This is a genomic window from Salinibacterium sp. ZJ70, assembly GCF_011751865.2.
Classification (GTDB): domain Bacteria; phylum Actinomycetota; class Actinomycetes; order Actinomycetales; family Microbacteriaceae; genus Homoserinibacter.
Genome location: NZ_CP061770.1, coordinates 1,148,676 through 1,169,790, shown reverse-complemented (window position 1 = coordinate 1,169,790; position 21,115 = coordinate 1,148,676). Strand labels below are relative to the sequence as shown.

The following is a 21,115-nucleotide window of genomic DNA, read 5'->3' as shown; positions in this document are numbered from 1 at the left end:
GGGGCTCAGTCGACAGCGAGCGCCGTGATGGGCGACACCCGGATGGCGCGGCGCGCCGGCGCGATCGACGCGCCGATCGTGAGCACCGCCGCCCCCACGACGACGACGCCGATGAGCAGCCACGGCACGCCAGGCGCCACGATGCCGGGAGAGCCGGTGATCGCACCGAGGAGCGACTGCGCACCCACCCATCCGTAGAACACGCCGAGCATCAGGCCCACGACCACCGCGGCCGACGTGAGCTGCACGGCCTCGCTGAACACCATCCGGCGCAGCTGACCGCTCGAGAACCCGAGTGCCCGCAGCAGGCCGAGCTCGCGCGTGCGCTGCAGCACGCTCAGCGAGAGCGAGTTCACGAGCCCCACCGCGGCGATGAGCGCGCTCACGCCGATGAGGGTCGAGAACACGGCAGTGACGACGTTCAGCATCTCATCGATGCCCTCGTACACCTCGGGCTGCTCGGCCTGGGCGAGGGAGATGAGCTGCCGGAAGCTCGCCGTGGCGACGCCGAAGGTGGTGATGAGGGTCACGCCGATGACGACGCCGATCGTGGTGCGCGTGGAGCGCTCCGGATACCGCAGCGAGTTCTCGGAGGCGAGGCGGGCGGCGGGCGAGCGGCCGAGCAGACGGCCGATGATCCGCAGCGCGCGGGGCATCACGAGGTGCGCGCCCGCGACGACGCCCGAGAAGGAGAGGATGCCGCCGACGAGCCCGATGAGCACGGCCAACGGGTTCATGAGCCCCACGAGCACCGCGAGCACCAGGAACAGGAACCCGACGATCGAGAGCGTCGCCGCGACCGCATTGCGGCCCTTGCGCGCTGACGACTCGTCGAGCGTCATCGGCTGCGCGCTGCCGAGTGCCTGAAGCGGCGTGACGGTGAGCACCTTGCGGGCCCCCACCCATGACGCGAGCCACGTCGTGGCGATGACGCCGACGATCGGGAACGCGAGCACCGGGTCGAACCAGTTGTGCGCCATGTCGGGCATCTGACCGGTGACGACGGCCAGACGCTCGAGGCCCAACGCGAGCGCCGTGCCGACGACGGCGCCAGCGGTCGCTCCGATGAGGCCGACGACGAGACCCTCGCGGGCGACGGCGCGACGCTGAGCGCGCGCGCTCGACCCGATGAGGCGCATCAGCGCGATCGTGCGGGTGCGACCGGCGACGATCGTCGCGAAGGTGTTGGAGGTGACGACCGCCCCGACGTACACCGAGATCGTGAGGAACACGAACGCGAGGACGATGAGCATGACGCGCACCGTGGCGCTCGAGCCCGTCACGTCGTCGGCGCGGATCGCGTCGGCGAGCACACCCGTCACCTGCAGGAGCGAGACGCCGAACGCGGCCGAGAGTCCCGCGACGAGGATCGAGGAGGCGTGCTCGCGCAGCCCCGTGGTGGTGGAGTCGGCGGACATCACGCCTCCAGGTCGAGGTCGAGCATGAACTGGGCGATCTGCGAGGCGTCCATGCCCGTGCGATCGGCGACGACGCGCCCATCGGCGAGGAACACGACGCGGTCGGCGTAGCTCGCGGCGACCGGGTCGTGGGTCACCATGGCGATCGACTGACCGTAGCTGCGGGTGGCCGAGGTGAGCACCCCGAGCACCTCGCGGCTCGTGCGGGAGTCGAGGTTGCCGGTCGGCTCATCCGCGAAGACGAGCTCGGGGCGGGTCACGAGGGCACGCGCGATCGCGACGCGCTGCTGCTGCCCGCCGGAGAGCTCGTGCGGTCGATGCGCGAGCCGCGCGTCGAGGCCGAGCACGGACTCCAGCTCGTCGATCCACTCGCGCTCGCTCACCGTCGGCGTGCGGCCGTCGAGTTCGAAGGGCAGCAGCAGGTTGCCTTCCACATCGAGCGTCGGCACGAGATTGAACGCCTGGAAGACGAAGCCGATGCGGCGGCGGCGCAGCAGCGTGAGCTCATCGTCGCGCATCCCGCCGATCTCGGTGTCGCCGAGCCACACCCGTCCGCTGGTCGGCGCGTCGAGGCCGGCCATGATGTGCATGAGCGTCGACTTGCCGGAGCCTGACGGTCCCATGATGGCGGTGAACTCGCCGCGGCGGATGCCGAGCGTCACGCCTGTGAGCGCGTCGACGCGGGCGCCGTGCGCGCCGTAGCTCTTGGTGAGACTCTCGACGCGCGCGACGAGCGAGGCAGGGGTCGCATCTGCGGAGTCGATGGGGGTGATGCTCGTGGTGAGGTCCATGCTCTCGACGCTACGGACGAGTGCTGCGCGAGCGCGTCGGGCGTGGGGCGCATCCTCATCCGCCTGAAGGATGACCTCGGATCAGTCGATCAGCCGGTGCTCGAACGCGTAGACCACGAGCTGCACGCGATCGCGGAGACCGAGCTTGGAGAGGATGCGCGAGATGTGGGTCTTCACGGTCGCCTCGCTCACGAACTCGCTCGAGGCGATCTCGCTGTTGCTGAGACCTCGCCCGGCGAGCAGGAAGATGTCGCGCTCGCGACTCGTGAGGGTGTCGAACGCGGGGGGCGCGGTCGTGACGCCACCCCGGGAGTCGAAGTGCTCGAAGAGCTCGCGCGTGGCGCTCGGCGCGATGACGGCGGTGCCCGCGTGCACGGTGCGGATCGCGGCGAGCAGGAACTCGGGGTCCGCATCCTTCAGCAGGAAGCCGCTCGCACCGGCACGGATGGCGCGCGTCGCCGCCTCGTCGAGGTCGAAGGTCGTGAGCACGATGACGCGCGGACCCTGCGCCCCCGGAGCGACCTTCGCGAGGATGCGCTCCGTCGACTCGATGCCGTCCATGACCGGCATCCGGATGTCCATGAGCACCACATCCGGCTGCTCGCGCGTCACGAGCTCCACCCCCTCGGCGCCATCGCCCGCCTCGCCCGCGAACTCCAGATCGTGCTGCGAGCTGATGAGCATCCGGATGCCGGTGCGGAAGAGCGCCTGATCGTCGACGAGCGCGACGCGGATGGGGTCGGTCATTCAGCTGGTTCCTTCACGGTGAGGGCGGTGGGCGACACGGCATGCATGGACGGGAGCCACGCGGTCACGACGAAGCGCCCGTCGACGGCAGCGGCACGCAGCCAGCCGCCCGCGAGGTTGGCGCGCTCGGTCATGCCGGCGAGACCGTGACCGGTCGAGGCTCCCGCGACGGGGATCATGCCGGTGCGCGTGCGCACGTCAGGCAGGTGGCTCTGGATGGTGAGGTCGAGGCCGTGCTCGGCCCACGCCATGCGCACGAGCACCTCGCGTGCGGTGTCGGCGTGGCGCAGGGCGTTCGTGAGCGACTCCTGCACGATGCGGTAGATCGCGATCTGCTGCGCGGCGCCGAGCACAGGCCGGGTGCCCGTCTCCTCACGCTCGACCTGGAGCCCGGCCGCACGCATTCCCGCAAACAGCCGGTCGAGGTCGCCGAGGGTCGGCTGCGGGCCATCCTCCTGGCTGTAACGCAGCTGGGCGAGAAGCACACGCACATCGCCCAGCGCCTCGCGTGCGGTGGCGGCGATCGTCGCAAGCGACTCCTCCGCGGCGACGGGGTCGACGCGCGACGCGTAGCGGCCTCCGTCGGCCTGCGCCACGATCACGGCGAGCGAGTGGGCGACGACGTCGTGCATGTCGCGCGCGATGCGGGTGCGCTCCTGCTCGGCCACCACCTCCTGCTCGGCGACGATCATCGCCGCCTTGTTCGCCCGCGCGCGATTGCGCGTGCGCACGAGCTGGCCGATCGTCCAGGCGAGCAGGAACGCGAACGCGAACGCGACGAACCAGCCCACCGCCCGACCGGCGAGATCTGGAACATAGCTCGCGCAGTACTGGTACTGGAAGGTGAGGCACATGTCGAGCTGGCCGAAGCCCTCATCGGCGAGCACGTAGAGGGTGATGGTGATGGGCGCGACGAACGACGACGCGAATGCCGCCCAGCGGGTGAGCGACGATCCGTAGGCCGCGGCGGTGTAGACGAGCACGAAGACGACGACGTTCGCCGGGTTCGGCAGCACACCGAGCAGCATCTGCACGATCGCAACCAGCCAGCCCACCGCGAGTGCGACTCCCGGCGCGACCCGGCGCAGAGCGAGCGCGACCGTGAAGCCCGCGAGGACGAGCAGCGCCCACCTGCCCACCTGCCACGTGGAAAGCAGCAGAAGCAGGAAGAACCCCACCGCGATGAGGATGTCGACGCCGAGCTGCGCGGGCGTCAGTCTCCTCCACATGCTGGTCACGCTACGGCCCGCGGGGGCCGAGCGCATCCGTCGGCGGATGTATCCGCCCTCCATCTAGAAGCCGAGACGGCGCAGGTACTTGGGGTCGCGCTGCCAGTTGGGTGCGACCTTGACGCGCAGGCTGAGGTAGATGCGCTTGCCGACGAGCGGCTCGATGCCCGCACGCGCGGTCGCTCCGACCTCCTTGAGACGCGATCCGCCCTTGCCGATGATGATGCCCTTCTGGCTGTCGCGCTCGACCCAGATGTTGGCGTACACGTCGACGATGTCGGAGTCCTCGCGGTCGACCATGTCGTCGAGGGTGACGGCGATCGAGTGCGGCAGCTCGTCGGAGACGCCCTCGAGGGCAGCCTCGCGGATGAGCTCCGAGATCCGGTGCTCCAGGGTCTCATCGGTGACAGCGTCATCCGGGTACAGCGGCGGCGACTCGGGCATGAGCGCGATGAGCTGCGACACGAGCGTGTCGAGCTGGATGCCCTGGAGCGACGACACCGGGATGATGTCGTCCCATTCGCGCAGCTCGCTGATCGCGAGCAGCTGCTCGGCGACGGCCGGGCGCGACGCCTTGTCGACCTTGGTGACGATCGCGATCTTCTTCGCCCGCGGGAACTTGTCGAGCTGTTCGTTGATGAAGCGGTCGCCGGGGCCGATCTTCTCGTCCGCCGGGATGCAGAATCCGATGACGTCGACGTCGCCCAGGATGCCCGCCACGACATCATTGAGCCGTTCGCCGAGCAGCGTGCGGGGCCGGTGGATGCCGGGCGTGTCCACGATGATGAGCTGGCCGTCCTCGCGGTGCACGATGCCGCGGATCGCGGTGCGCGTGGTCTGAGGCTTCGCCGACGTGATCGCGACCTTCTCGCCCACGAGGGCGTTCGTGAGCGTCGACTTTCCGACGTTCGGACGCCCCACGAAGGTGGCGAAGCCCGCCCGGAACTGCTTGGACATCATTCCTCTTCCCCGGAGGCGAGCGCCTCCTGCATACCCGCGAGCGAGGCGTCTCGCTCGACGAGCACGGTCGTGACCTGTTTGCGGCGGCCTTCGGTGCGATCGGCGGTGAGCACCAGACCGTAGATGCGCGTGCTCGACCCCACGACCGGCAGACGACCGAGCCCCTTCGCGAGCAGACCGCCCACGGTGTCGACCTCGTCGTCTTCGATCTGCAGGCCGAACAGATCGCCGAGCTCGTCGACCGAGAGGCGCGAGCTCACGCGGAACAGCCCCTCACCGAGCTCCTTGACCTCGTCGATGTCGCGGTCGTACTCGTCCGAGATGTCGCCCACGAGCTCCTCGATGAGATCCTCGAGCGTCACGAGGCCTGCGATGCCCCCGTACTCGTCGACGACCATCGCGAGGTGCATCGAGTCGCGCTGCATCTGGCGCAGCGTGTCGTCGGCTTTCTTCGATTCGGGGATGAACGACGCGGGGCGCGTGAGATCCTTGACGGTCGTCGAGGCGGCGTCGAGCGGCTGCTCGTAGCTGAGGCGCGCGATATCGCGCAGGTAGAGCACACCGAGCACCTCATCGGCGTCGCGGCCGATGACGGGGATGCGCGAGACTCCGGTGCGGAAGAACAGTCCGAGGGCTGCGCCGATCGAGCTGTCGGCGTCGAGGGTCACCATGTCGGTGCGCGGCACCATGACCTCGCGCACGACCGTGTCGCCCCACTCGAAGATCGAGTGGATGAGCTCGCGGTCGTCCTCTTCGAGCATGTCGAGCTCCGTGGCCTCGTCGACCATCGAGAGCAGCTGCTCCTCGCTCGAGAACGAGACAGCCGTCTTCGGGCGGCCGGGCGTGACGCGGTTGCCGAGCGCCACGAGCCCCGCGGCGACAGGCCCGAGCAGCACCCGGATGGCGCGCACGATGAGCGCTGCGAACGACACGATGCCCTTCGCGTGGGCGCGGCCGACGCTGCGCGGGCTCGAGCCGACGAGCACGAACGAGGTGCAGGTCATGACGACGGCGCTCGCGAGCAGCACCCACCACCACTGGTCGAACACCTCGGCGAACGCGAGCGTCACGAGCACCGCGGCGAACGACTCCGAGACGACGCGCATGAAGTTGACGGCGGTGACGTGTGCACCCACCTCACCCGCGATCGCCAGCAGCGACTTCTTCGCGCGACGGTGCGCGGCGAGATCGATGAGATCGGAGCGCGAGAGCACCGAGAGCGCCGAGTCGACGGCAGCCAGCAGACCCCCGAACGCGACGGCCGCGACGGCGACGGCGATGAACCATCCGAGCATCGCGGATCACCCGCCGCGCTGGGTGTGGGCGTAGCCCACGAGGATGTCGCGCTGCAGCCCGAACATCTCCTTCTCCTCGTCGGGCTCGGCATGGTCGAACCCGAGCAGGTGGAGGATGCCGTGTGCGGTGAGCAGCTGCAGCTCGTCCTGGGTGGAGTGCCCAGCGGTCTTCGCCTGCTCGATCGCGACCTGCGGGCACAGCACGATGTCGCCGAGGAGACCTGCGGGCGTCACCTCGTCATCCGTGCCGGGGCGCAGCTCGTCCATCGGGAAGCTCAGCACGTCGGTGGGGCCCGGCTCATCCATCCACTGCACGTGCAGCTGCTCCATCGCGGCCTCGTCGACGAGGACGATCGCGAGGTCGGCATCCGGATGCACGCGCATGTAGTCGAGCGCGAACGCCGAGAGCCGCACGAGGGCCGCCTCATCGACCTCCACGCCCGATTCGTTGTTGATCTCGATCGACATCGCTATCTCTTCCCCATGCCCTTGTTCATGCCTCTGCGGCGTTCGGCGCGATTCGCGAACTCGGCGGCTTCGCGCCGTTCGTGTGCGCGCGCCTGCTTCTCGGCGTCGTACTTCGTGTAGGCGTCGACGATGCGGCCGACGAGCGAGTGGCGCACGACATCATCGCTCGTGAGCCGCGCGAAGTGGATGTCGTCGACCCCGTCGAGCACGCGCGTCACGAGCTGCAGCCCCGACGCACCTGCGGGGAGGTCGATCTGCGTGATGTCGCCCGTGACGACCATCTTCGTGCCGAACCCGAGACGCGTGAGGAACATCTTCATCTGCTCGGGCGTCGTGTTCTGCGCCTCGTCGAGCACGACGAACGAGTTGTTGAGCGTGCGACCGCGCATGTAGGCGAGCGGCGCGACCTCGACGGTTCCCGACGCGAGCAGCTTCGGCACGAGCTCCGGATCCATCATCTCGCCCAGCGCGTCGTAGAGCGGCCGCAGGTACGGGTCGATCTTGTCGGTGAGGGTGCCGGGCAGGAACCCGAGGCGCTCGCCCGCTTCGATCGCAGGGCGGCTGAGGATGATGCGGTCGACCTCTTTGCGCTGCAGCGCCTGCACGGCCTTCGCCATCGCGAGATAGGTCTTGCCGGTTCCTGCGGGGCCGATGCCGAAGGTGATCGTGAACTCGTCGATCGCGTCGACGTACTCCTTCTGCCCGAGGGTCTTCGGACGGATCGCCTTGCCGCGTGAGGTGAGGATCGCCTGGCCGAGCACGTCACCCGGTGCCCCGCCGCTGTCCAGGATGCGCCGCGAGGTCGCGACCTCAGCGGGGCCGAGATCGACGCCCTTGCGCACCAGCTCGGTGAGCTCGTCGATGAGGCGCCGCGCAGCCTGCACGGGGGCCTCCGGGCCTTCGAGGCTCACGACGTTGCCGCGCACATGCACGGTCACCTCGGGGTACTGGCGCTCGAGGGTCGTCAGCAGGCGGTCCTGCGGACCGAGGAGTCGAACCATGGCGACGCCGTCGACCTCGACCTCGACGCGCGTCAGGGGCGTGCCGTCGGCGGGGAATCCGGGGATATCGTCAGCCAAGAGTGCCTTCCGCGAGTCCTCCCGCGAGCACGTGGGCGTGCACGTGGAATACCGTCTGTCCGGCGCCGGCACCCGTGTTGAAGACCAGTCGGAAGTCGCCATCGGAGAACTCGTCGGCGAGCTGCGACGCCACCTCGACGAGGTGCGCGAGGAGCGCCGGGTCACCTGCGGCGAGCGCCGTGACATCCGGGTAGTCGGCCGTCTTCGGCACGACGAGCAGATGCACCGGCGCCTGCGGCGAGATGTCGTGGAACGCGATGACCGTGTCGTCTTCGAAGACGATGCTGGCGGGGATCTCGCGCGCGATGATGCGCTCGAAGATCGTAGGCGTGTCCGTCATCCGTCCATTCTACGGGCGCAGGCCCGTCGCTGGCTCTGCTTGGATGAGGGAGTGGATCGCTTCACTCCCGGACTCCTCGCCCTCGGTGTCGGATTCGTCGCGGCATTCGCGCTGCTCATCCCGTTCATCGCCGTCAGCTATCGCCGTCGTGGCGGGCTGACTCCGGGTCGCACCGTCGCGTGGCTCGCGCTGCTGCTGTGGGTGCTCGGCATGTGGGCGTACACCCTGCTGCCGCTGCCCGACGACGGGTACCGGTGCGCGGGTGTCGTGCTGGATCCGCTGCAGGGATTCCGGGACGTGCTCACCGACGGCCGCGCCGCTGTCGAGCAGCTCGTGCTCAACGTGGCGCTCTTCGTGCCGTGGGGGTTCCTCGTGCGGGCGCTCTGGCGTCGCGGCTGGCTGGTGGCGACGGCGAGCGGACTCGTGCTCTCGCTCGGGGTGGAGTTCACGCAGCTCACCGGGGTGTGGGGTGCGCTGCCGTGCGCGTACCGGTTCTTCGACACAGGCGACCTGCTCACGAACACCGCGGGCGCACTCCTCGGCTCGCTCGTCGCCATCCCCTTCCTGCGTCGCGCCCCCCGCCGCCCGAGTGCGGCGGATCGGATCGCGCTGTCGCGACGCCTCGTCGGCATGGCGTGCGATGCGATCGTCGCCTGGACGACCGCATCGGTCGTCACGACCGCCGCGAACGCCGTGCAGGTGTACCTGTGGGAGGTCGAGCGCACGGCGATCGACTACACCCTCTCTGCGTGGGTCGGAGGAATCACCGCCTTCGTGATGATCGGCGCCCTCGTCGTCGCGACGGGAACATCTCCGGGCGAGTCCGCCGTCAACATCGCCGGCGTCGACGCGCCGCGGGCGGTCGTCGTACGCCGCACCGTGCGCTACCTCGCGGGAATCGGCGGCTTCCAGCTCGTCTCAGCGCTGCCCGAAGGCTGGGGATCGCTCACGGCGTTCGGGTTCATCGTCGCGTCGCTCGTCGTCGCGTGGCGGACGCCGCAGCATCGAGGGCTCGCGTCGAGCATTGCGGGCATGGACATCCGGCTGGGCGGAGCGCCCTCCAGCGCGGACGAACCTCAGTTGGCGTCCCAGAGCCCTCGGTAGAAGCGGATCCGCTCCGCGTCGGGGCGCACACCGTACGCGGCGAAGAGCTCGTCCTGCCAGCCCGGGCCGTAGTTCCAGTCGAGGCTCATGCTCGCCACCGCGAGATCCGCCCAGCGGTCGGCGAGCCCGAGCGCACCGAGGTCGACGTGCCCTGCCCAGCCGCCGTCGTCGGCGATGACGGTGTTCGGCGCGCAGGCGTCACCGTGGCACACGACGAGGACGTCGACGGGGGGCACATCGCCGAGGGCCGCGCGCTCCGCATCCGAGAGCCGCGCGAGCCGTGCCTCCACCGACCAGTCGAAGGGGCAGTCGTCGCGTGGGATTCCCTCATGCAGCGCACGCAGTCCTTCGCCGATCGCGCGGACAGCGATGCGGGGCTCCGCGAGCCACCGCGGTGTCACCGCGCCCTCGCCCGGCAGCGCGCGCGTGACGAGCAGCTCGCCCTGAGCGGCAGGAGCGAACTCCACGACCTCGGGAACGGGATGGAACGACGCGGCCCACCGCATCCGCGCGACCTCGTCGGCGAGCGAGATGCCGGTGCTCTGCGGGTTCCACTTGAGGTACCGATCCGCATCGCGGAAGGTGACTCCGCCGAGCTCATTGCGCCAGACCGCCTGTGCGCGCGGGGAGCGAGTCCGCACCGCCTCCGGCAGCTCGACGTGACCGTCGGGAGCGGAAGCGGGCGCCATCACCAGCGCCCGAGTCGGGCGTTCAGCACGGCGAGCGCGGCGGGCCCCGCCGTCGACGTGCGCAGCACCTCGGAACCGAGACGCGCGATCACGGCACCGGATTCGGCGAACACGTCCAGCTCTCGCGGAGAGATGCCGCCTTCCGGCCCGACGACGAGCGTCACCCGGTCCGCTCCCACCGTGTCGATCGCTGTGAGTGGCGTCTCGCCCGTCGGGTCGAGAACGATCACGAGACCGTCGATCGCGGCGAGCTGCTTCGTGGTGCTGAGCGGCGCCACCTCGGGAACGCGGCCGCGGATCGCCTGCTTGCTCGCCTCCCGCACGATCGAACGCCAGCGCTCCTCGCCCTTGGCGACCTTCGCGCCCTCCCAGCGGCTCACCGAGCGCTCGGCGGCCCACGGGATGACGCCCGCGATGCCGAGCTCCGTCGCCGCCTGGATGGCGAGCTCGTCGCGGTCGCCCTTGGCGAGCGCCTGCGCGAGCCAGAGCGCCGGACGGGTCTCCTCGACATGCTCCGCGCGCTCGACCTCGATCGCGAGCACGCCACCCGCGGCCTCGACGACTCTGCCGTGCAGGATGGTGCCGCGTCCGTCGCTGAAGGCGAGCTGCTCCCCCACGCGCACACGGGACACCTGCAGCGCGTGACGTGCCTCATCGCCCGTCACCTGAACGCGCGCGCCCGTGCGGGTGTGCGCCTCATCGAACCCCGGATGCAGGTAGAGGTGAGCCATGGCTCAGCTCATGAAGCGGTCGCGCAGCTTCGCGAACAGCCCCTGCTGGAACTTCGAGAACTGGGGCTTGGCCGGCGGGCGCTTCGAAGCGAACTGCTTGATGAGCTCGAGCTCGCTCGAGTTGAGACGCACGGGCGTCTGCACGTTGATGCCCACCCGCAGGTCGCCGCGACCGCCGCCGCGCAGACGACCCACGCCGCGATCCTTGATCGTCACGATGTCGGCCGACTGAGTTCCCGGCTTGATCTCGATCTCCACGTCGCCATCGAGCGCCTTGAGGGTCACCGAGGAGCCGAGGATGGCGTCCGTCATCTGCACGTCGAGCGTCGCGAGAAGGTCATCCCCCGAGCGACTGAAGATGTCGTGGTGGCGCACCTTGACCTCGAGGTACAGGTCGCCGTTGGGGCCGCCTGCGGGGCCCGCTTCACCCTCGCCGGGCAGGTGCAGACGCATGCCCGTGTCGACGCCCGCGGGGATGTCGACCGCGACCTTGCGCTTGGCGCGCACGCGGCCCTGGCCGGCGCACGAGGGGCACGGGTTCGGGATGACGGTTCCGTAGCCGCGGCAGGTTCCGCAGGGGCTCGAGGTCATGACGTTGCCGAGGAGCGAGCGCACCGTGCGCTGGATCTGCCCCGCACCGTGGCAGATGTCGCACGTGACGACCGAGGTGCCGGGTGCGCAGCACGAGCCCTGGCACGCCTCGCACAGCACGGCCGTGTCGATCTCGATCTCGTGCTTGGTGCCGAAGATCACCTCGTCGAGGTCGATCTCGATGCGCAGCAGCGCATCCTGCCCGCGCTCGGTGCGCGACCGCGGCCCCGCGGTGCGCGAGGCCCCGCCGAAGAAGCTGTCGAAGATGTCGCCGAACCCGAAGCCCGCGCCCCCGAACCCGCCCTGGTCTCCCATGTCGTAGCGCTGACGCTGCTCGGAGTCGCTCAGCACGTCGTACGCGTGCGTGACGAGCTTGAATCGCTCGGCGGCATCCTCAGACGGGTTGACGTCCGGGTGCAGCTCACGTGCGAGGCGACGGTACGCCTTCTTGATCTCCTCGGCGGTCGCGCTGCGGTCGACGCCCAGGACTTCGTAGTGATCTGCCAACGTTCCTCTATCTGATCTCGTCGTCGCCGATGAGGCGCGACAGGTAGCGGGCGACCGCACGCACAGCCGCCATGTTGCTCGAATAATCCATGCGCGTCGGCCCCAACACGCCGAGGCGGGCGACCCCGCCGCCCGGCCCCGCGTACCCGCTCGCGAGCACACTCGTCTCGCCGAGGCCGAATCCGCTGTTCTCGCTGCCGATGCGTGCGATGACGCGCGTCTCGTCGGGATCGATCTCGCCGATGAGGTTCAGCAGCGTGACCTGCTCTTCGATGGCCTCGAGCACGGGATAGATGGAGCCTGTGAAATCCCGCTCGGTGCGCGCGAGGTTCGCGGCACCCGCGAGCACGAGCCGTTCGTCGCGGTTCGCCGCGACCTGATCAGCGAGATTCGCGAGGATCGGGCGCGCGACATCGTGGTGCTCGGGGGCGATGGTCTCGGGCAGCGCATCCAGGATGGCGCCCGCACCCTGCAGAGCGACGCCGTCGAGCGCCACGTTCACGTTCTCGCGCAGACGCGCGAGCACCTCAGGGTCATCCGTCTGCGGGATCTCCACCGTGCCCTGATCGACGCGACCGGTGTCGGTGATGAGCACCGTCATGACGCGCGTGGGCGAGAGCGAGACGAGCTCCACATGGCGCACGCGGGAGATGCCGAACGACGGATACTGCGCGAGCGCTACCTGGTTGGTGAGCTGCGACAGCAGTCGCACGGTGCGCCGCAGCACCTCGTCGAGGTCGGAGGCCTCACCCAGGAACGACTCGATCGCGCTGCGCTGTGCGGTGCTCAGCGGACGCAGCTCGGTGAGCTGGTCGACGAAGACGCGGTAGCCCTTGTCGGTGGGGATGCGGCCAGAGGAGGTGTGCGGTGCCGCGATGAGCCCGTCTTCCTCGAGCTGGGCCATGTCGTTGCGGATCGTGGCCGACGAGACACCGAACGCGTGACGTTCGACGATCGACTTCGAGCCGACCGGCTCGCGCGTCGAGACGTAGTCCTGAACGATGACGCGGAGCACTGCGAGGCTGCGTTCTGACACCATGTGCGCGCCCCTCCCTGACTCGTGATCGGCACAGAGAAATCCCCTGGCACTCCCGGGCTTCGACTGCCAATGATAACGCGCGGGACCTGCGGATGCCGTTGCACCGCCGCGGGCCGAGCGCTAGCTTTATCTCGCCCGCCACTCGGGAGCCCCCAGACAGAAAGGCACCACCACCATGACCGACTCTGCATCGCCGCAGCCGGCCGCCCCTCTCACAGCGGCGGAAGACAAGCAGTGGGCCTCGTTCGCCCACCTTGGCGGCATCTTCTGGATCATTCCGGCGCTCATCATCTGGGCGATCTTCAAGGACCGCGGCCCCCGCACGAGCGTCGAGGCCAAGGAGGCGCTCAACTTCCAGATCACGCTCGGCATCGCCTACGTCGCCGCATACATCCTCGTGGTGATCTCGTTCGGTCTGCTCTTCTTCCTGCCGTGGCTGGTCTGGATCGCGGGCGTCGTCTTCTCGATCATCGGCTTCGTGAAGGTCAACGAGGGCGGCAGCTACCGCTACCCCTTCGCCCTGCGCCTCATCAAGTAATCGAAGAGATCTCTCACGAGCGCCGGGTCAGTGGCCCGGCGCTCGTGCTTTGATGTGTTCATGAGCAACGAGCAGAACCCCTACGCGAACAGCCCGCAGCCGATGTCGCCTTCGGACGAGCGCCTGTGGTCGACCCTGCTGCACGTCGGCGGAGCCGTGGCGAACTTCTTCACTCTCGCCGGCTTCGGCTGGATCATCGGGATCATCGGCTACGTCATCCTCAAGGACCGCGGCCCCCTGGTGCGCGCGCACAGCGCTACCGAACTGAACTTCCAGCTGACCCTGCTCATCGCGGCGGTCGTCGGATGGATCACGACGCTGGTGCTCGTCGGATTCCTCATCCTCGCGGCAACATGGGTCGTCGCGATCGTCTTCGGCATCATCGCGGCGGTCAAGGCCAACAACGGCGAGTACTACACCTACCCCGTGGCGATCCGCTTCATCCGCTGAGCGCGCTCAGGGCAGCAGACGACGCACGATCGCGTCGGCGAGCAGCCGGCCCGAGCGCGTCAGCACGATGCGACCGGAGATCGCCGCGCGGCCGTCGATGAGACCGTCGGCGATGAGTCCCGCGACGGCTTCCCGGCCACCATCGTCGAGCAGCGCGATCGGCAGGCCGTCGCTGATGCGCGAACGCAGCAGCACCTGCTCCACACGGCGGGTCTCGGCGTCGAGAGTCTCGCGGCCCGCGGCGGGTGACACACCCGCCGCGAGGCGCTCCGCGTAGGCGGCGGGATGCTTGACGTTCCACCAGCGCACACCGCCCACGTGGCTGTGGGCTCCCGGTCCGACGCCCCACCAGTCCTGACCCGTCCAGTAGGCGAGGTTGTGGCGCGAACGGTGGGCGTCGTCGCGCGCCCAGTTGCTGATCTCGTACCAGTCGTAGCCGGCGTCGGCGAGCATGGCATCCGCGAGCTCGTACATGTCGGCCTGCAGCTCGTCATCGGGCGAGGCGACCTCGCCGCGCTTGATCTGGCGGGCGAGCTTGGTGCCATCCTCGACGATGAGCGCGTAGGCGGAGAGATGGTCGGGCTGCTGTGCGAGCGCGAGCTCGAGCGAGGCTCGCCAGTCATCGAGCGACTCCCCCGGGGTGCCGTAGATGAGGTCGAGGCTCACCTGGAGCCCCGCAGCACGCGCCCACTCGACGACGAGCGGGATGCGCGCGGGGTCGTGGGTGCGCTCGAGCGTGCGCAGCACGTGGGGCACCGCCGACTGCATGCCGAAGCTCACCCGGGTGAACCCGGCTGCGGCGAGCTCGCGGAAGCCCTCCTCGGTGACCGAATCGGGGTTCGCCTCCGTCGTCACCTCGGCATCCGGTGCGATCCCCCACGCCTCGCGCACCGCATCGAGCATGCGGATGAGATCGGACGTCGGCAGCAGCGTGGGCGTGCCGCCGCCGAAGAACACGGTCGACGCCGCGCGAGAGGCGACCCCCGCCTCCTCGAGCACGCGGCGTCCGAACGCCACCTCGGCGGCAGCCTGGCCTGCATAGTCGGATTGCTTGACTCCGCGGATCTCAGAGGCGGTGTACGTGTTGAAGTCGCAGTACCCGCAGCGCACGCGGCAGAACGGCACATGCAGGTACACGCCGAAGTCGCGCTCGTCCGAGGCGGCGGCCGCGGACGCCGGAAGAGCGCCGTCGGCGGGCGCCGGATCGGCGAGGGGCAGGGCGCTGGGCATCCCTCTATTCTCCCTGCTCCGGGCCCCGCTCGCTGTCAGCGCAGGTGGGCGAGGAGCGCGCGAACGTAGCGGTCGGTGTAGATGCGCTGCATGAGCAGCACGGCGGGGTATCCGATGCGGAAGAGCCACGTCGCCGGCCGCGAGAATGCCCGGATTCGCAGCACGACCGAGTCATCCGGCAGATGCTCGACCACGAACGATTCCTCCCCGCTCTCCGGGTGCCCCGGAAGCGTGCCGTACGCGAATCCGATGCGGCGCGGCTCGTCGATCGTCGCCACGACGAGGCAGGGCACCTCCCACGGCCAGAGCGGCACGCGCATGATCGCGGCGTCCCCGGCGCGCAGCGTGCGGACGGGCTCGACAGCGTCGACCTGCACGCGGATGCCAGCGCCGCGCTGGATCTGCCACGACATCGTCGCGGCAGCCGCGCGCGCGAACACCTCGGCGCCGTGCCCGAGCTCGACGTCACGCTGTGTCGTCCGGAACCCGGTCTCGTCGGGAACGTCGTCGAGACTGCGGCCCACGGCGGCGTACGTCACCTCAGGCTCGGCCATGGGCCCATGATGTCCGGTGCGCTACGCGTCGGCAAGCAGCGGCAGCGGGCCCGTGAGTTCGGTGAGGTAACGGCGGACATAGACCGCCTGCACCACCCGCAGGAACGGCGTCGCGAGACGCCACCAGCCTTCCGATGCGCGCGACAGGATGCGCACCGTGAACCACACCGACCCATCCGGACGACGTTCGACGACGAACAGCTCCTCGCCCGACAGCGGGTGGCCGGGAAGCGTTCCGAAGGCGGCACCACGCCGATCCTTCTCGTCGATGATGTACACGACGCGAACCGGGAAGGTCTGCGGCCAGAACGGCGCGCGCAGCAGACCCGAATCGCCCGCGCGCAGGATGGGGTCGCCTTCAGAGGTGTAGAGCGCCTCCCCTGCCTCGCCGACGGTGGCGCGCTGGATGGGGTTGCCGTCGTCATCGAACGCGACGGGGATGTACGCGGCATCCGTGGCCTCGGGGGGAGCCTCGATCGGGGTGACCCGCAGGCCCGCGCCGCGCTGGATGCCCCAGCTCATGACGCGCATCCACGCGAACTCCCACCGCTCCTCGCCGTGGCCGATGCGGATGCGGCGTTCGAACGGCCGGTAGCCGCTCGGCGGGTAGGCCATCAGGTCGCCCGCCTGGGCACCCCCGACCGCGCCATAGGTGACCGGCACGCGCCACAGCTGCGAGGGGTCGCGAAAAGCGGTCGAGGCGGGGGCCGTCGACCGTCGCATGGCGTCGCCGGGGGGCGATGACGCAGGTGACACGCCCCCATTCTCCCAGACGATTCCGGGGAAACACCCCGAAAGGGTCGGAGGCTACGCTTCGTCGCGCAGCTCCCACGGCAGCTCATCGGCGTCGAGTTCGATGGGCTCCTCGGGCGGAGCATCGAACGGACCCTTCGGGCCGCCCATTCCGTAGCCGAGTCGGGCGACGCCGTCGACTCGGTCGGGTGCCTCGCCCAGCAGGTCGCGGCGGATCCGGCGGAAACCCGGCAGCTCGTCAGAGGAGTCGTTCACCAGGTCACTCTAAGCGCCGCAGCCTGGACGAGAGCGCTCTGCGCGTACCGTCGTTGCATGAGCGGCTGCACGAGACGGATGCCGAGCCACAGGGGCCACCAGGAGCCCGCGACGCGCGACACCGTGCGCGTGCGGAACCACACCGATCCGTCGGCATCCCGTTCCACGAGAAAGCACTCCTCGCCGCGCAGCGGATGCCCCGTCAGCGTGCCGTAGCCGAAACCGCGGCGATCGGGCTCGTCGACCGTCCACACGACGCGCACCGGTTCGAGCAGCCGCAGGCGCCCCACACCGAACCGGGTCGCGTAATCGCGCCCGACGACCACGCGCGCGTCATCCGGCGCGACGACGAAGCCGACGCCCTTCTTCACCACCCAGCCGTCGACGATCGACGCCGCCCGATCCCAGAGGACGTCCCCCTCCCCGAGCCGCACACGGCGGTCGCCCACGCGGAACCCTGCGGGAGGAGCCGCGCCGGGGCGCGACATGCCTTCGGGCGCGTAGCTGAGCGAGCGAGATCTCGACGATGTCACGGGGCCACTGTAGGCGGCGCCAGAGGACGAACGCGGACTACTTCTTGTCCTTGGCCTTCTCGACATCACCCGAGAGCGCGGCGATGAACGCCTCCTGGGGGACCTCCACGCGACCGACCATCTTCATGCGCTTCTTTCCCTCCTTCTGCTTCTCGAGGAGCTTGCGCTTACGTGAGATGTCGCCGCCGTAGCACTTGGCGAGAACGTCCTTGCGCATCGCGCGGATGTTCTCGCGCGCGATGATGCGCGCGCCGATCGCCGCCTGGATGGGCACCTCGAACTGCTGGCGCGGGATGAGTTCGCGCAGGCGCGTCGCCATCATGGTGCCGTAGGCATAGGCCTTGTCCTTGTGCACAATCGCGCTGAACGCGTCGACCGTCTCGCCCTGAAGCAGGATGTCGACCTTCACGAGGTCGCCGGGCGCCTCGCCCGCGGGCTCGTAGTCGAGCGATGCGTAGCCCTGGGTCTTCGATTTCAGCTGGTCGAAGAAGTCGAAGACGATCTCGCCGAGCGGGAGGGTGTACTTGAGCTCGACGCGGTCCTCGCCGAGGTAGTCCATCGACTTCATGGTGCCACGGCGCTGCTGGCAGAGCTCCATGATCGCCCCGACGTACTCCTTCGGCGCGAGAATCGACGCGTTGACGATCGGCTCGAGCACCTCGGCGATCTTCGTGCCGGTCGGGTACTCGGACGGGTTGGTCACCGTCACGGTCTTCTTGTCGTCGGTCGTCACCTGGTACGGCACGCTCGGCGCGGTCGTGATGAGGTCGAGGCCGAATTCGCGGCTGAGACGCTCGGTGATGATCTCGAGGTGCAGGAGGCCGAGGAAGCCGCAGCGGAAGCCGAAGCCGAGCGCGACGGAGGTCTCGGGCTCGTACTGCAGCGCCGCATCCGAGAGCTTGAGCTTGTCGAGGGCCTCGCGCAGCTCCGGGTAGTCGGAGCCGTCGATCGGGTAGACGCCCGAGAACACCATCGGCAGCGGGTCGGTGTATCCGGGCAGTGCTTCGGTGGCGGGCTTCGCCAGAGTCGTGACGGTGTCGCCGACCTTCGACTGGCGCACGTCCTTCACGCCCGTGATGAGGTAGCCCACCTCGCCCACGCCGAGCCCCTTCGACGGAGTCGGCTCGGGCGAGCTCACGCCGATCTCGAGGATCTCGTGGGTGGCGCGGGTCGACATCATCTGAATGCGCTCGCGCGGGTTCAGCTTTCCGTCGACCATGCGGACGTAGGTGACGACACCGCGATAGGAGTCGTACACGGAGTCGAAGATCATGGCGCGTGCCGGCGCGTTCGCATCGCCCACGGGCGCGGGAACGCGGCCGACGACGCGATCGAGAAGCGCCTCGACGCCCATGCCGGTCTTGCCCGACACCCGGAGGACCTCCTCAGGGTCGCCGCCGATGAGCTGGGCGATCTCCTTCGCGTACTTCTCGGGGTCGGCTGCCGGGAGATCGATCTTGTTGAGGACGGGGATGATCTCGAGATCGTTCTCCATCGCGAGGTACAGGTTCGCGAGCGTCTGGGCCTCGATGCCCTGAGCTGCGTCGACGAGCAGGATCGCGCCCTCGCAGGCTGCGAGCGAGCGGCTGACCTCGTAGGTGAAGTCGACGTGGCCGGGGGTGTCGATCATGTTGAGGGCGAACGTCTCGCCGTCGACCTCCCACGGCATGCGCACGGCCTGCGACTTGATCGTGATGCCGCGCTCGCGCTCGATGTCCATGCGGTCGAGGTACTGGGCGCGCATGTCACGGTCGGACACGACGCCCGTGATCTGCAGCATGCGGTCAGCGAGGGTCGACTTGCCGTGGTCGATGTGCGCGATGATGCAGAAATTGCGGATGCGCGACGGATCGGTCGCAGCAGGCGAGAGAGGCTTCAGGGCGCGGGGTGACATATCCGAACGATTGTCCCATGTCTGCAGGCGTTCGCGAACCGAGTTCCCTGGAGCTCCGGGAGACGGTTCAGACTCCCCCCGAATTGGGCACAGGTGACACTCAGATAGATCCGAAATGCGAGCATCGTTCCGCTATGGTCGTGAGAAACCTTCCCGTGAGATTCCACCCGCCGCAACCCAAAGGACCTCCCCGTTATGAAGAAAACCACCACACTGCTGACTGCCGGTGCGCTTGCGACCTTCGCCGCGGTCGCGATCGCGTCGCCTGCCGCCGCCGCTACGCCCGTCGGTGACGCGGTGTTCTACACGGACTCCGACTTCACCAACGAGTCGGGCCCCTACCCCACGGATGCCTGGTTCTGGGGCGCCGTGAGCACTTCGTCCTACCCCGGCGGAACAGGCACGGTGTCGAGTTCCGAGACGGGCCTCAACATCTCCAACTCGGCCACGCAGGCGGCGCAGCCTCTGACGACGCGCGTGGCGCAGCCGGCGACCGCCGACGAGTTCGTGGGCGCCGTGCAGGACATCTCGGTACACGCCTCGAACTCCGACTGGACGCTCCAGCTCCCGGTCTTCGGTGAGCCCGGCGAGACCGACCAGCAGTTCACCACTCTGCGCCCTGCAGCCAGCGGCAACGTCGACAGCAGCACACTCTGGCAGACCTCGCGCGCCTTCGGCCCCTTCACGGCCAATGAGACCGCAACCCTCGACGCGTTCGCCGCTGAGCTGTACGAAGGCGTCACCCCCCAGGTCCTTGCGGCGGGACTGTTCGTCAACCCCAGCGCTGCGACCTCCATCTACGCTTTCGAGGCGTTCGGCGAGACGAGTGTGTTCACGCCCATCCCGACGCGCACGATCACCCCGAACCCGGTGACGCTCGCCGCGGCGAAGTCCACCGGCATCACCTTCTCCGGCACCGGATGGTTCCCGGGGGCCGTGGTCTATATCAGCGTGCACGAGTGCCTCGACGGAGACGAGGAGCCCGGCGAAGACAGCCTGAGCTTCGAGGACACCAGCAACGTCGCAGATGAGAACGGAACCTTCAGCATCACGGTGACGCTGCCTGAGGACTGGACGACGGGAACCTACTGCGTCCTCCTCGACGACGACTCCACGCTGTACAACCTGGGCGTGCAACCGCAGCTCATCGACTACCTCAGCATCGTCGACACGATTCCTGCGGCGACCACGCCGCAGCTCGCGGCGACGGGCGCCGAGGGAGCCGAGGCGGGCATCGCCATCGCCGCCATCGCGGGTCTCGCCGGCCTCGGAGCCGTCGTGATCGCCGCTCGCCGTCGGGCCGCGAACGCCTGATCGCACGAACATACGGAGGGCCGGTGCAGCAGCACCGGCCCTCCGTCATGTCCAGCCCGGGATCAGATCCAGAACCACCCGAGGCCAAGAAGCGCGAACGGCGTGAAGACGAGGAAGCCGAGCATCCCGAGGATGACGCCTCCGAAGAGTCCGACAATGCCGAGCACGATGCCCCAGTTGGCCATCGTGCGCGCAGCCGGCTCCTTCGCCCGCGCCACGAACCCGAGGACGATCGCGGCAACCGCGGCGATCGCGAGCCCCGTGGGGATCGACGCGATTCCGAGCACGAGGCTCGCAATGCCGAATCCGCTCGAGTTCGCACCCGAGGCCGACTCCGAGGGCACTGTCGGCACCGCAGTCGGCGACTGCGCGGAACCGACGTGCGGGTCGGCGTCGATGGCGGGAAGGGAGGTCGTCTCTGTCATGCACCCAGCCTCCCGTTACGGCGATTCAGGGAGAATCCGGCCAACCCCCGGATGCCCCGAACGGTCAACCACCGCGCTAGGCTGTGGGGAGGCCGTCTTTCCGCGACACATGCTCACCGGTGCATTGGCATCCGAGCCCGTCAGCTGGTAAAGTCGACCCTTGGTTTACGTGTGAGTTCCT

At 69.0% G+C, this 21,115-nt stretch carries 24 protein-coding genes; 4 read left to right on the top strand and 20 right to left on the bottom strand.

Annotated elements, in window-relative coordinates:
• Positions 1-5: 5 nt before the first annotated feature.
• From HCR12_RS05440 to HCR12_RS05400, 9 genes are all read right to left on the bottom strand, one after another.
• Entirely contained in the window at positions 6-1,418 is a 1,413-nt protein-coding gene (locus HCR12_RS05440; RefSeq protein ID WP_166869212.1) for an ABC transporter permease, read from the bottom strand.
• Positions 1,418-2,209, bottom strand: coding sequence for an ABC transporter ATP-binding protein (locus HCR12_RS05435; RefSeq protein WP_166869214.1), 792 nt, complete (start codon positions 2,207-2,209; stop codon positions 1,418-1,420). The genes HCR12_RS05440 and HCR12_RS05435 overlap by 1 nt, the downstream gene beginning before the upstream one ends.
• A gap of 81 nt (positions 2,210-2,290) precedes the next feature.
• Positions 2,291-2,956 (bottom strand): response regulator, encoded by a 666-nt coding sequence (locus HCR12_RS05430; RefSeq protein WP_166869216.1) that lies wholly within the window; start codon positions 2,954-2,956, stop codon positions 2,291-2,293.
• Complete coding sequence (locus HCR12_RS05425) at positions 2,953-4,185, bottom strand: sensor histidine kinase (protein ID WP_166869218.1); 1,233 nt, start codon at positions 4,183-4,185, stop codon at positions 2,953-2,955. Before HCR12_RS05425 ends, HCR12_RS05430 begins: the two co-directional genes overlap by 4 nt.
• Before the next feature lie 63 nt (positions 4,186-4,248).
• Positions 4,249-5,142, bottom strand: coding sequence for a GTPase Era (gene era / locus HCR12_RS05420; RefSeq protein ID WP_166869220.1), 894 nt, complete (start codon positions 5,140-5,142; stop codon positions 4,249-4,251).
• Entirely contained in the window at positions 5,142-6,440 is a 1,299-nt protein-coding gene (locus tag HCR12_RS05415) for a hemolysin family protein (RefSeq protein ID WP_166869222.1), read from the bottom strand. The genes era and HCR12_RS05415 overlap by 1 nt, the downstream gene beginning before the upstream one ends.
• A gap of 6 nt (positions 6,441-6,446) precedes the next feature.
• Positions 6,447-6,908, bottom strand: coding sequence for an rRNA maturation RNase YbeY (gene ybeY, locus HCR12_RS05410; protein WP_166869224.1), 462 nt, complete (start codon positions 6,906-6,908; stop codon positions 6,447-6,449).
• Between the two features lie 2 nt (positions 6,909-6,910).
• Positions 6,911-7,909 carry a PhoH family protein gene (locus tag HCR12_RS05405; RefSeq protein ID WP_166869538.1) on the bottom strand — a complete coding sequence of 333 codons (999 nt, stop codon included), beginning with the start codon at positions 7,907-7,909 and terminating at the stop codon, positions 6,911-6,913.
• 70 nt (positions 7,910-7,979) lie between these two features.
• Positions 7,980-8,327, bottom strand: coding sequence for a histidine triad nucleotide-binding protein (locus HCR12_RS05400; RefSeq protein ID WP_166869227.1), 348 nt, complete (start codon positions 8,325-8,327; stop codon positions 7,980-7,982).
• A gap of 51 nt (positions 8,328-8,378) precedes the next feature.
• On the opposite strand from HCR12_RS05400, the gene HCR12_RS05395 reads away from it, so the two are divergent.
• Positions 8,379-9,431 carry a VanZ family protein gene (locus HCR12_RS05395; RefSeq protein ID WP_166869229.1) on the top strand — a complete coding sequence of 351 codons (1,053 nt, stop codon included), beginning with the start codon at positions 8,379-8,381 and terminating at the stop codon, positions 9,429-9,431.
• Here HCR12_RS05395 and HCR12_RS05390 read toward each other — a convergent pair.
• Genes HCR12_RS05390 through hrcA form a run of 4 tightly spaced genes read right to left on the bottom strand, consistent with a single transcriptional unit; the run spans position 9,404 to position 12,988 of the window.
• Positions 9,404-10,120: an aminoglycoside 3'-phosphotransferase gene (locus HCR12_RS05390; protein WP_166869231.1), complete on the bottom strand. Its 717-nt coding sequence runs from the start codon at positions 10,118-10,120 to the stop codon at positions 9,404-9,406. The two genes, HCR12_RS05395 and HCR12_RS05390, sit on opposite strands and share 28 nt — an antisense overlap.
• Positions 10,120-10,851, bottom strand: coding sequence for a 16S rRNA (uracil(1498)-N(3))-methyltransferase (locus HCR12_RS05385; protein WP_166869233.1), 732 nt, complete (start codon positions 10,849-10,851; stop codon positions 10,120-10,122). Before HCR12_RS05385 ends, HCR12_RS05390 begins: the two co-directional genes overlap by 1 nt.
• Before the next feature lie 3 nt (positions 10,852-10,854).
• Positions 10,855-11,949, bottom strand: coding sequence for a molecular chaperone DnaJ (dnaJ, locus tag HCR12_RS05380; RefSeq protein WP_166869235.1), 1,095 nt, complete (start codon positions 11,947-11,949; stop codon positions 10,855-10,857).
• Positions 11,950-11,956: 7 nt separating this feature from the next.
• Positions 11,957-12,988: a heat-inducible transcriptional repressor HrcA gene (gene hrcA / locus HCR12_RS05375; RefSeq protein ID WP_166869237.1), complete on the bottom strand. Its 1,032-nt coding sequence runs from the start codon at positions 12,986-12,988 to the stop codon at positions 11,957-11,959.
• A 175-nt stretch (positions 12,989-13,163) separates the two neighbouring features.
• On the opposite strand from hrcA, the gene HCR12_RS05370 reads away from it, so the two are divergent.
• Positions 13,164-13,526 carry a DUF4870 domain-containing protein gene (locus HCR12_RS05370; RefSeq protein ID WP_166869240.1) on the top strand — a complete coding sequence of 121 codons (363 nt, stop codon included), beginning with the start codon at positions 13,164-13,166 and terminating at the stop codon, positions 13,524-13,526.
• A gap of 60 nt (positions 13,527-13,586) precedes the next feature.
• Positions 13,587-13,976, top strand: coding sequence for a DUF4870 domain-containing protein (locus tag HCR12_RS05365; RefSeq protein ID WP_224763689.1), 390 nt, complete (start codon positions 13,587-13,589; stop codon positions 13,974-13,976).
• Positions 13,977-13,982: 6 nt separating this feature from the next.
• Here HCR12_RS05365 and hemW read toward each other — a convergent pair whose 3' ends face one another.
• The 6 genes from hemW to lepA are packed head-to-tail and all read right to left on the bottom strand — an operon-like array spanning position 13,983 to position 19,195.
• Positions 13,983-15,206: a radical SAM family heme chaperone HemW gene (gene hemW / locus HCR12_RS05360; RefSeq protein WP_166869242.1), complete on the bottom strand. Its 1,224-nt coding sequence runs from the start codon at positions 15,204-15,206 to the stop codon at positions 13,983-13,985.
• A 35-nt stretch (positions 15,207-15,241) separates the two neighbouring features.
• Entirely contained in the window at positions 15,242-15,760 is a 519-nt protein-coding gene (locus HCR12_RS05355) for a DUF1990 family protein (RefSeq protein WP_166869244.1), read from the bottom strand.
• Positions 15,761-15,781: 21 nt separating this feature from the next.
• Positions 15,782-16,516 (bottom strand): DUF1990 family protein, encoded by a 735-nt coding sequence (locus HCR12_RS05350; RefSeq protein WP_224763688.1) that lies wholly within the window; start codon positions 16,514-16,516, stop codon positions 15,782-15,784.
• A gap of 51 nt (positions 16,517-16,567) precedes the next feature.
• The gene (locus HCR12_RS05345; RefSeq protein WP_166869246.1) at positions 16,568-16,768 is read right to left on the bottom strand and encodes a hypothetical protein; all 201 of its coding nucleotides are present in this window, start codon (positions 16,766-16,768) and stop codon (positions 16,568-16,570) included.
• Positions 16,765-17,301: a DUF1990 family protein gene (locus HCR12_RS05340; protein WP_166869248.1), complete on the bottom strand. Its 537-nt coding sequence runs from the start codon at positions 17,299-17,301 to the stop codon at positions 16,765-16,767. The genes HCR12_RS05345 and HCR12_RS05340 overlap by 4 nt, the downstream gene beginning before the upstream one ends.
• Before the next feature lie 37 nt (positions 17,302-17,338).
• Complete coding sequence (lepA, locus tag HCR12_RS05335; RefSeq protein WP_166869250.1) at positions 17,339-19,195, bottom strand: translation elongation factor 4; 1,857 nt, start codon at positions 19,193-19,195, stop codon at positions 17,339-17,341.
• A 195-nt stretch (positions 19,196-19,390) separates the two neighbouring features.
• On the opposite strand from lepA, the gene HCR12_RS05330 reads away from it, so the two are divergent.
• Positions 19,391-20,509 (top strand): hypothetical protein, encoded by a 1,119-nt coding sequence (locus HCR12_RS05330; protein ID WP_166869252.1) that lies wholly within the window; start codon positions 19,391-19,393, stop codon positions 20,507-20,509.
• A gap of 62 nt (positions 20,510-20,571) precedes the next feature.
• Here the strand turns inward: HCR12_RS05330 and HCR12_RS05325 are convergent, their stop codons facing one another.
• Entirely contained in the window at positions 20,572-20,934 is a 363-nt protein-coding gene (locus tag HCR12_RS05325) for a DUF4190 domain-containing protein (protein ID WP_166869254.1), read from the bottom strand.
• Positions 20,935-21,115: the final 181 nt, after the last annotated feature.

Bases quoted from the DNA above. Each gene is read 5' to 3' on its own strand.
- HCR12_RS05330 (WP_166869252.1), top strand. From the start codon at position 19,391: ATGAAGAAAACCACCACACTGCTGACTGCCGGTGCGCTTGCGACCTTC.
- HCR12_RS05355 (WP_166869244.1), bottom strand. From the start codon at position 15,760: ATGGCCGAGCCTGAGGTGACGTACGCCGCCGTGGGCCGCAGTCTCGAC.
- HCR12_RS05440 (WP_166869212.1), bottom strand. From the start codon at position 1,418: ATGTCCGCCGACTCCACCACCACGGGGCTGCGCGAGCACGCCTCCTCG.
- HCR12_RS05405 (WP_166869538.1), bottom strand. From the start codon at position 7,909: ATGGTTCGACTCCTCGGTCCGCAGGACCGCCTGCTGACGACCCTCGAG.
- HCR12_RS05370 (WP_166869240.1), top strand. From the start codon at position 13,164: ATGACCGACTCTGCATCGCCGCAGCCGGCCGCCCCTCTCACAGCGGCG.
- HCR12_RS05385 (WP_166869233.1), bottom strand. From the start codon at position 10,851: ATGGCTCACCTCTACCTGCATCCGGGGTTCGATGAGGCGCACACCCGC.
- HCR12_RS05365 (WP_224763689.1), top strand. From the start codon at position 13,587: ATGAGCAACGAGCAGAACCCCTACGCGAACAGCCCGCAGCCGATGTCG.
- ybeY (WP_166869224.1), bottom strand. From the start codon at position 6,908: ATGTCGATCGAGATCAACAACGAATCGGGCGTGGAGGTCGATGAGGCG.
- HCR12_RS05430 (WP_166869216.1), bottom strand. From the start codon at position 2,956: ATGACCGACCCCATCCGCGTCGCGCTCGTCGACGATCAGGCGCTCTTC.
- lepA (WP_166869250.1), bottom strand. From the start codon at position 19,195: ATGTCACCCCGCGCCCTGAAGCCTCTCTCGCCTGCTGCGACCGATCCG.
- HCR12_RS05435 (WP_166869214.1), bottom strand. From the start codon at position 2,209: ATGGACCTCACCACGAGCATCACCCCCATCGACTCCGCAGATGCGACC.
- era (WP_166869220.1), bottom strand. From the start codon at position 5,142: ATGTCCAAGCAGTTCCGGGCGGGCTTCGCCACCTTCGTGGGGCGTCCG.
- HCR12_RS05325 (WP_166869254.1), bottom strand. From the start codon at position 20,934: ATGACAGAGACGACCTCCCTTCCCGCCATCGACGCCGACCCGCACGTC.
- HCR12_RS05400 (WP_166869227.1), bottom strand. From the start codon at position 8,327: ATGACGGACACGCCTACGATCTTCGAGCGCATCATCGCGCGCGAGATC.
- hrcA (WP_166869237.1), bottom strand. From the start codon at position 12,988: ATGGTGTCAGAACGCAGCCTCGCAGTGCTCCGCGTCATCGTTCAGGAC.
- hemW (WP_166869242.1), bottom strand. From the start codon at position 15,206: ATGCCCAGCGCCCTGCCCCTCGCCGATCCGGCGCCCGCCGACGGCGCT.
- HCR12_RS05425 (WP_166869218.1), bottom strand. From the start codon at position 4,185: ATGTGGAGGAGACTGACGCCCGCGCAGCTCGGCGTCGACATCCTCATC.
- HCR12_RS05415 (WP_166869222.1), bottom strand. From the start codon at position 6,440: ATGCTCGGATGGTTCATCGCCGTCGCCGTCGCGGCCGTCGCGTTCGGG.
- HCR12_RS05390 (WP_166869231.1), bottom strand. From the start codon at position 10,120: ATGGCGCCCGCTTCCGCTCCCGACGGTCACGTCGAGCTGCCGGAGGCG.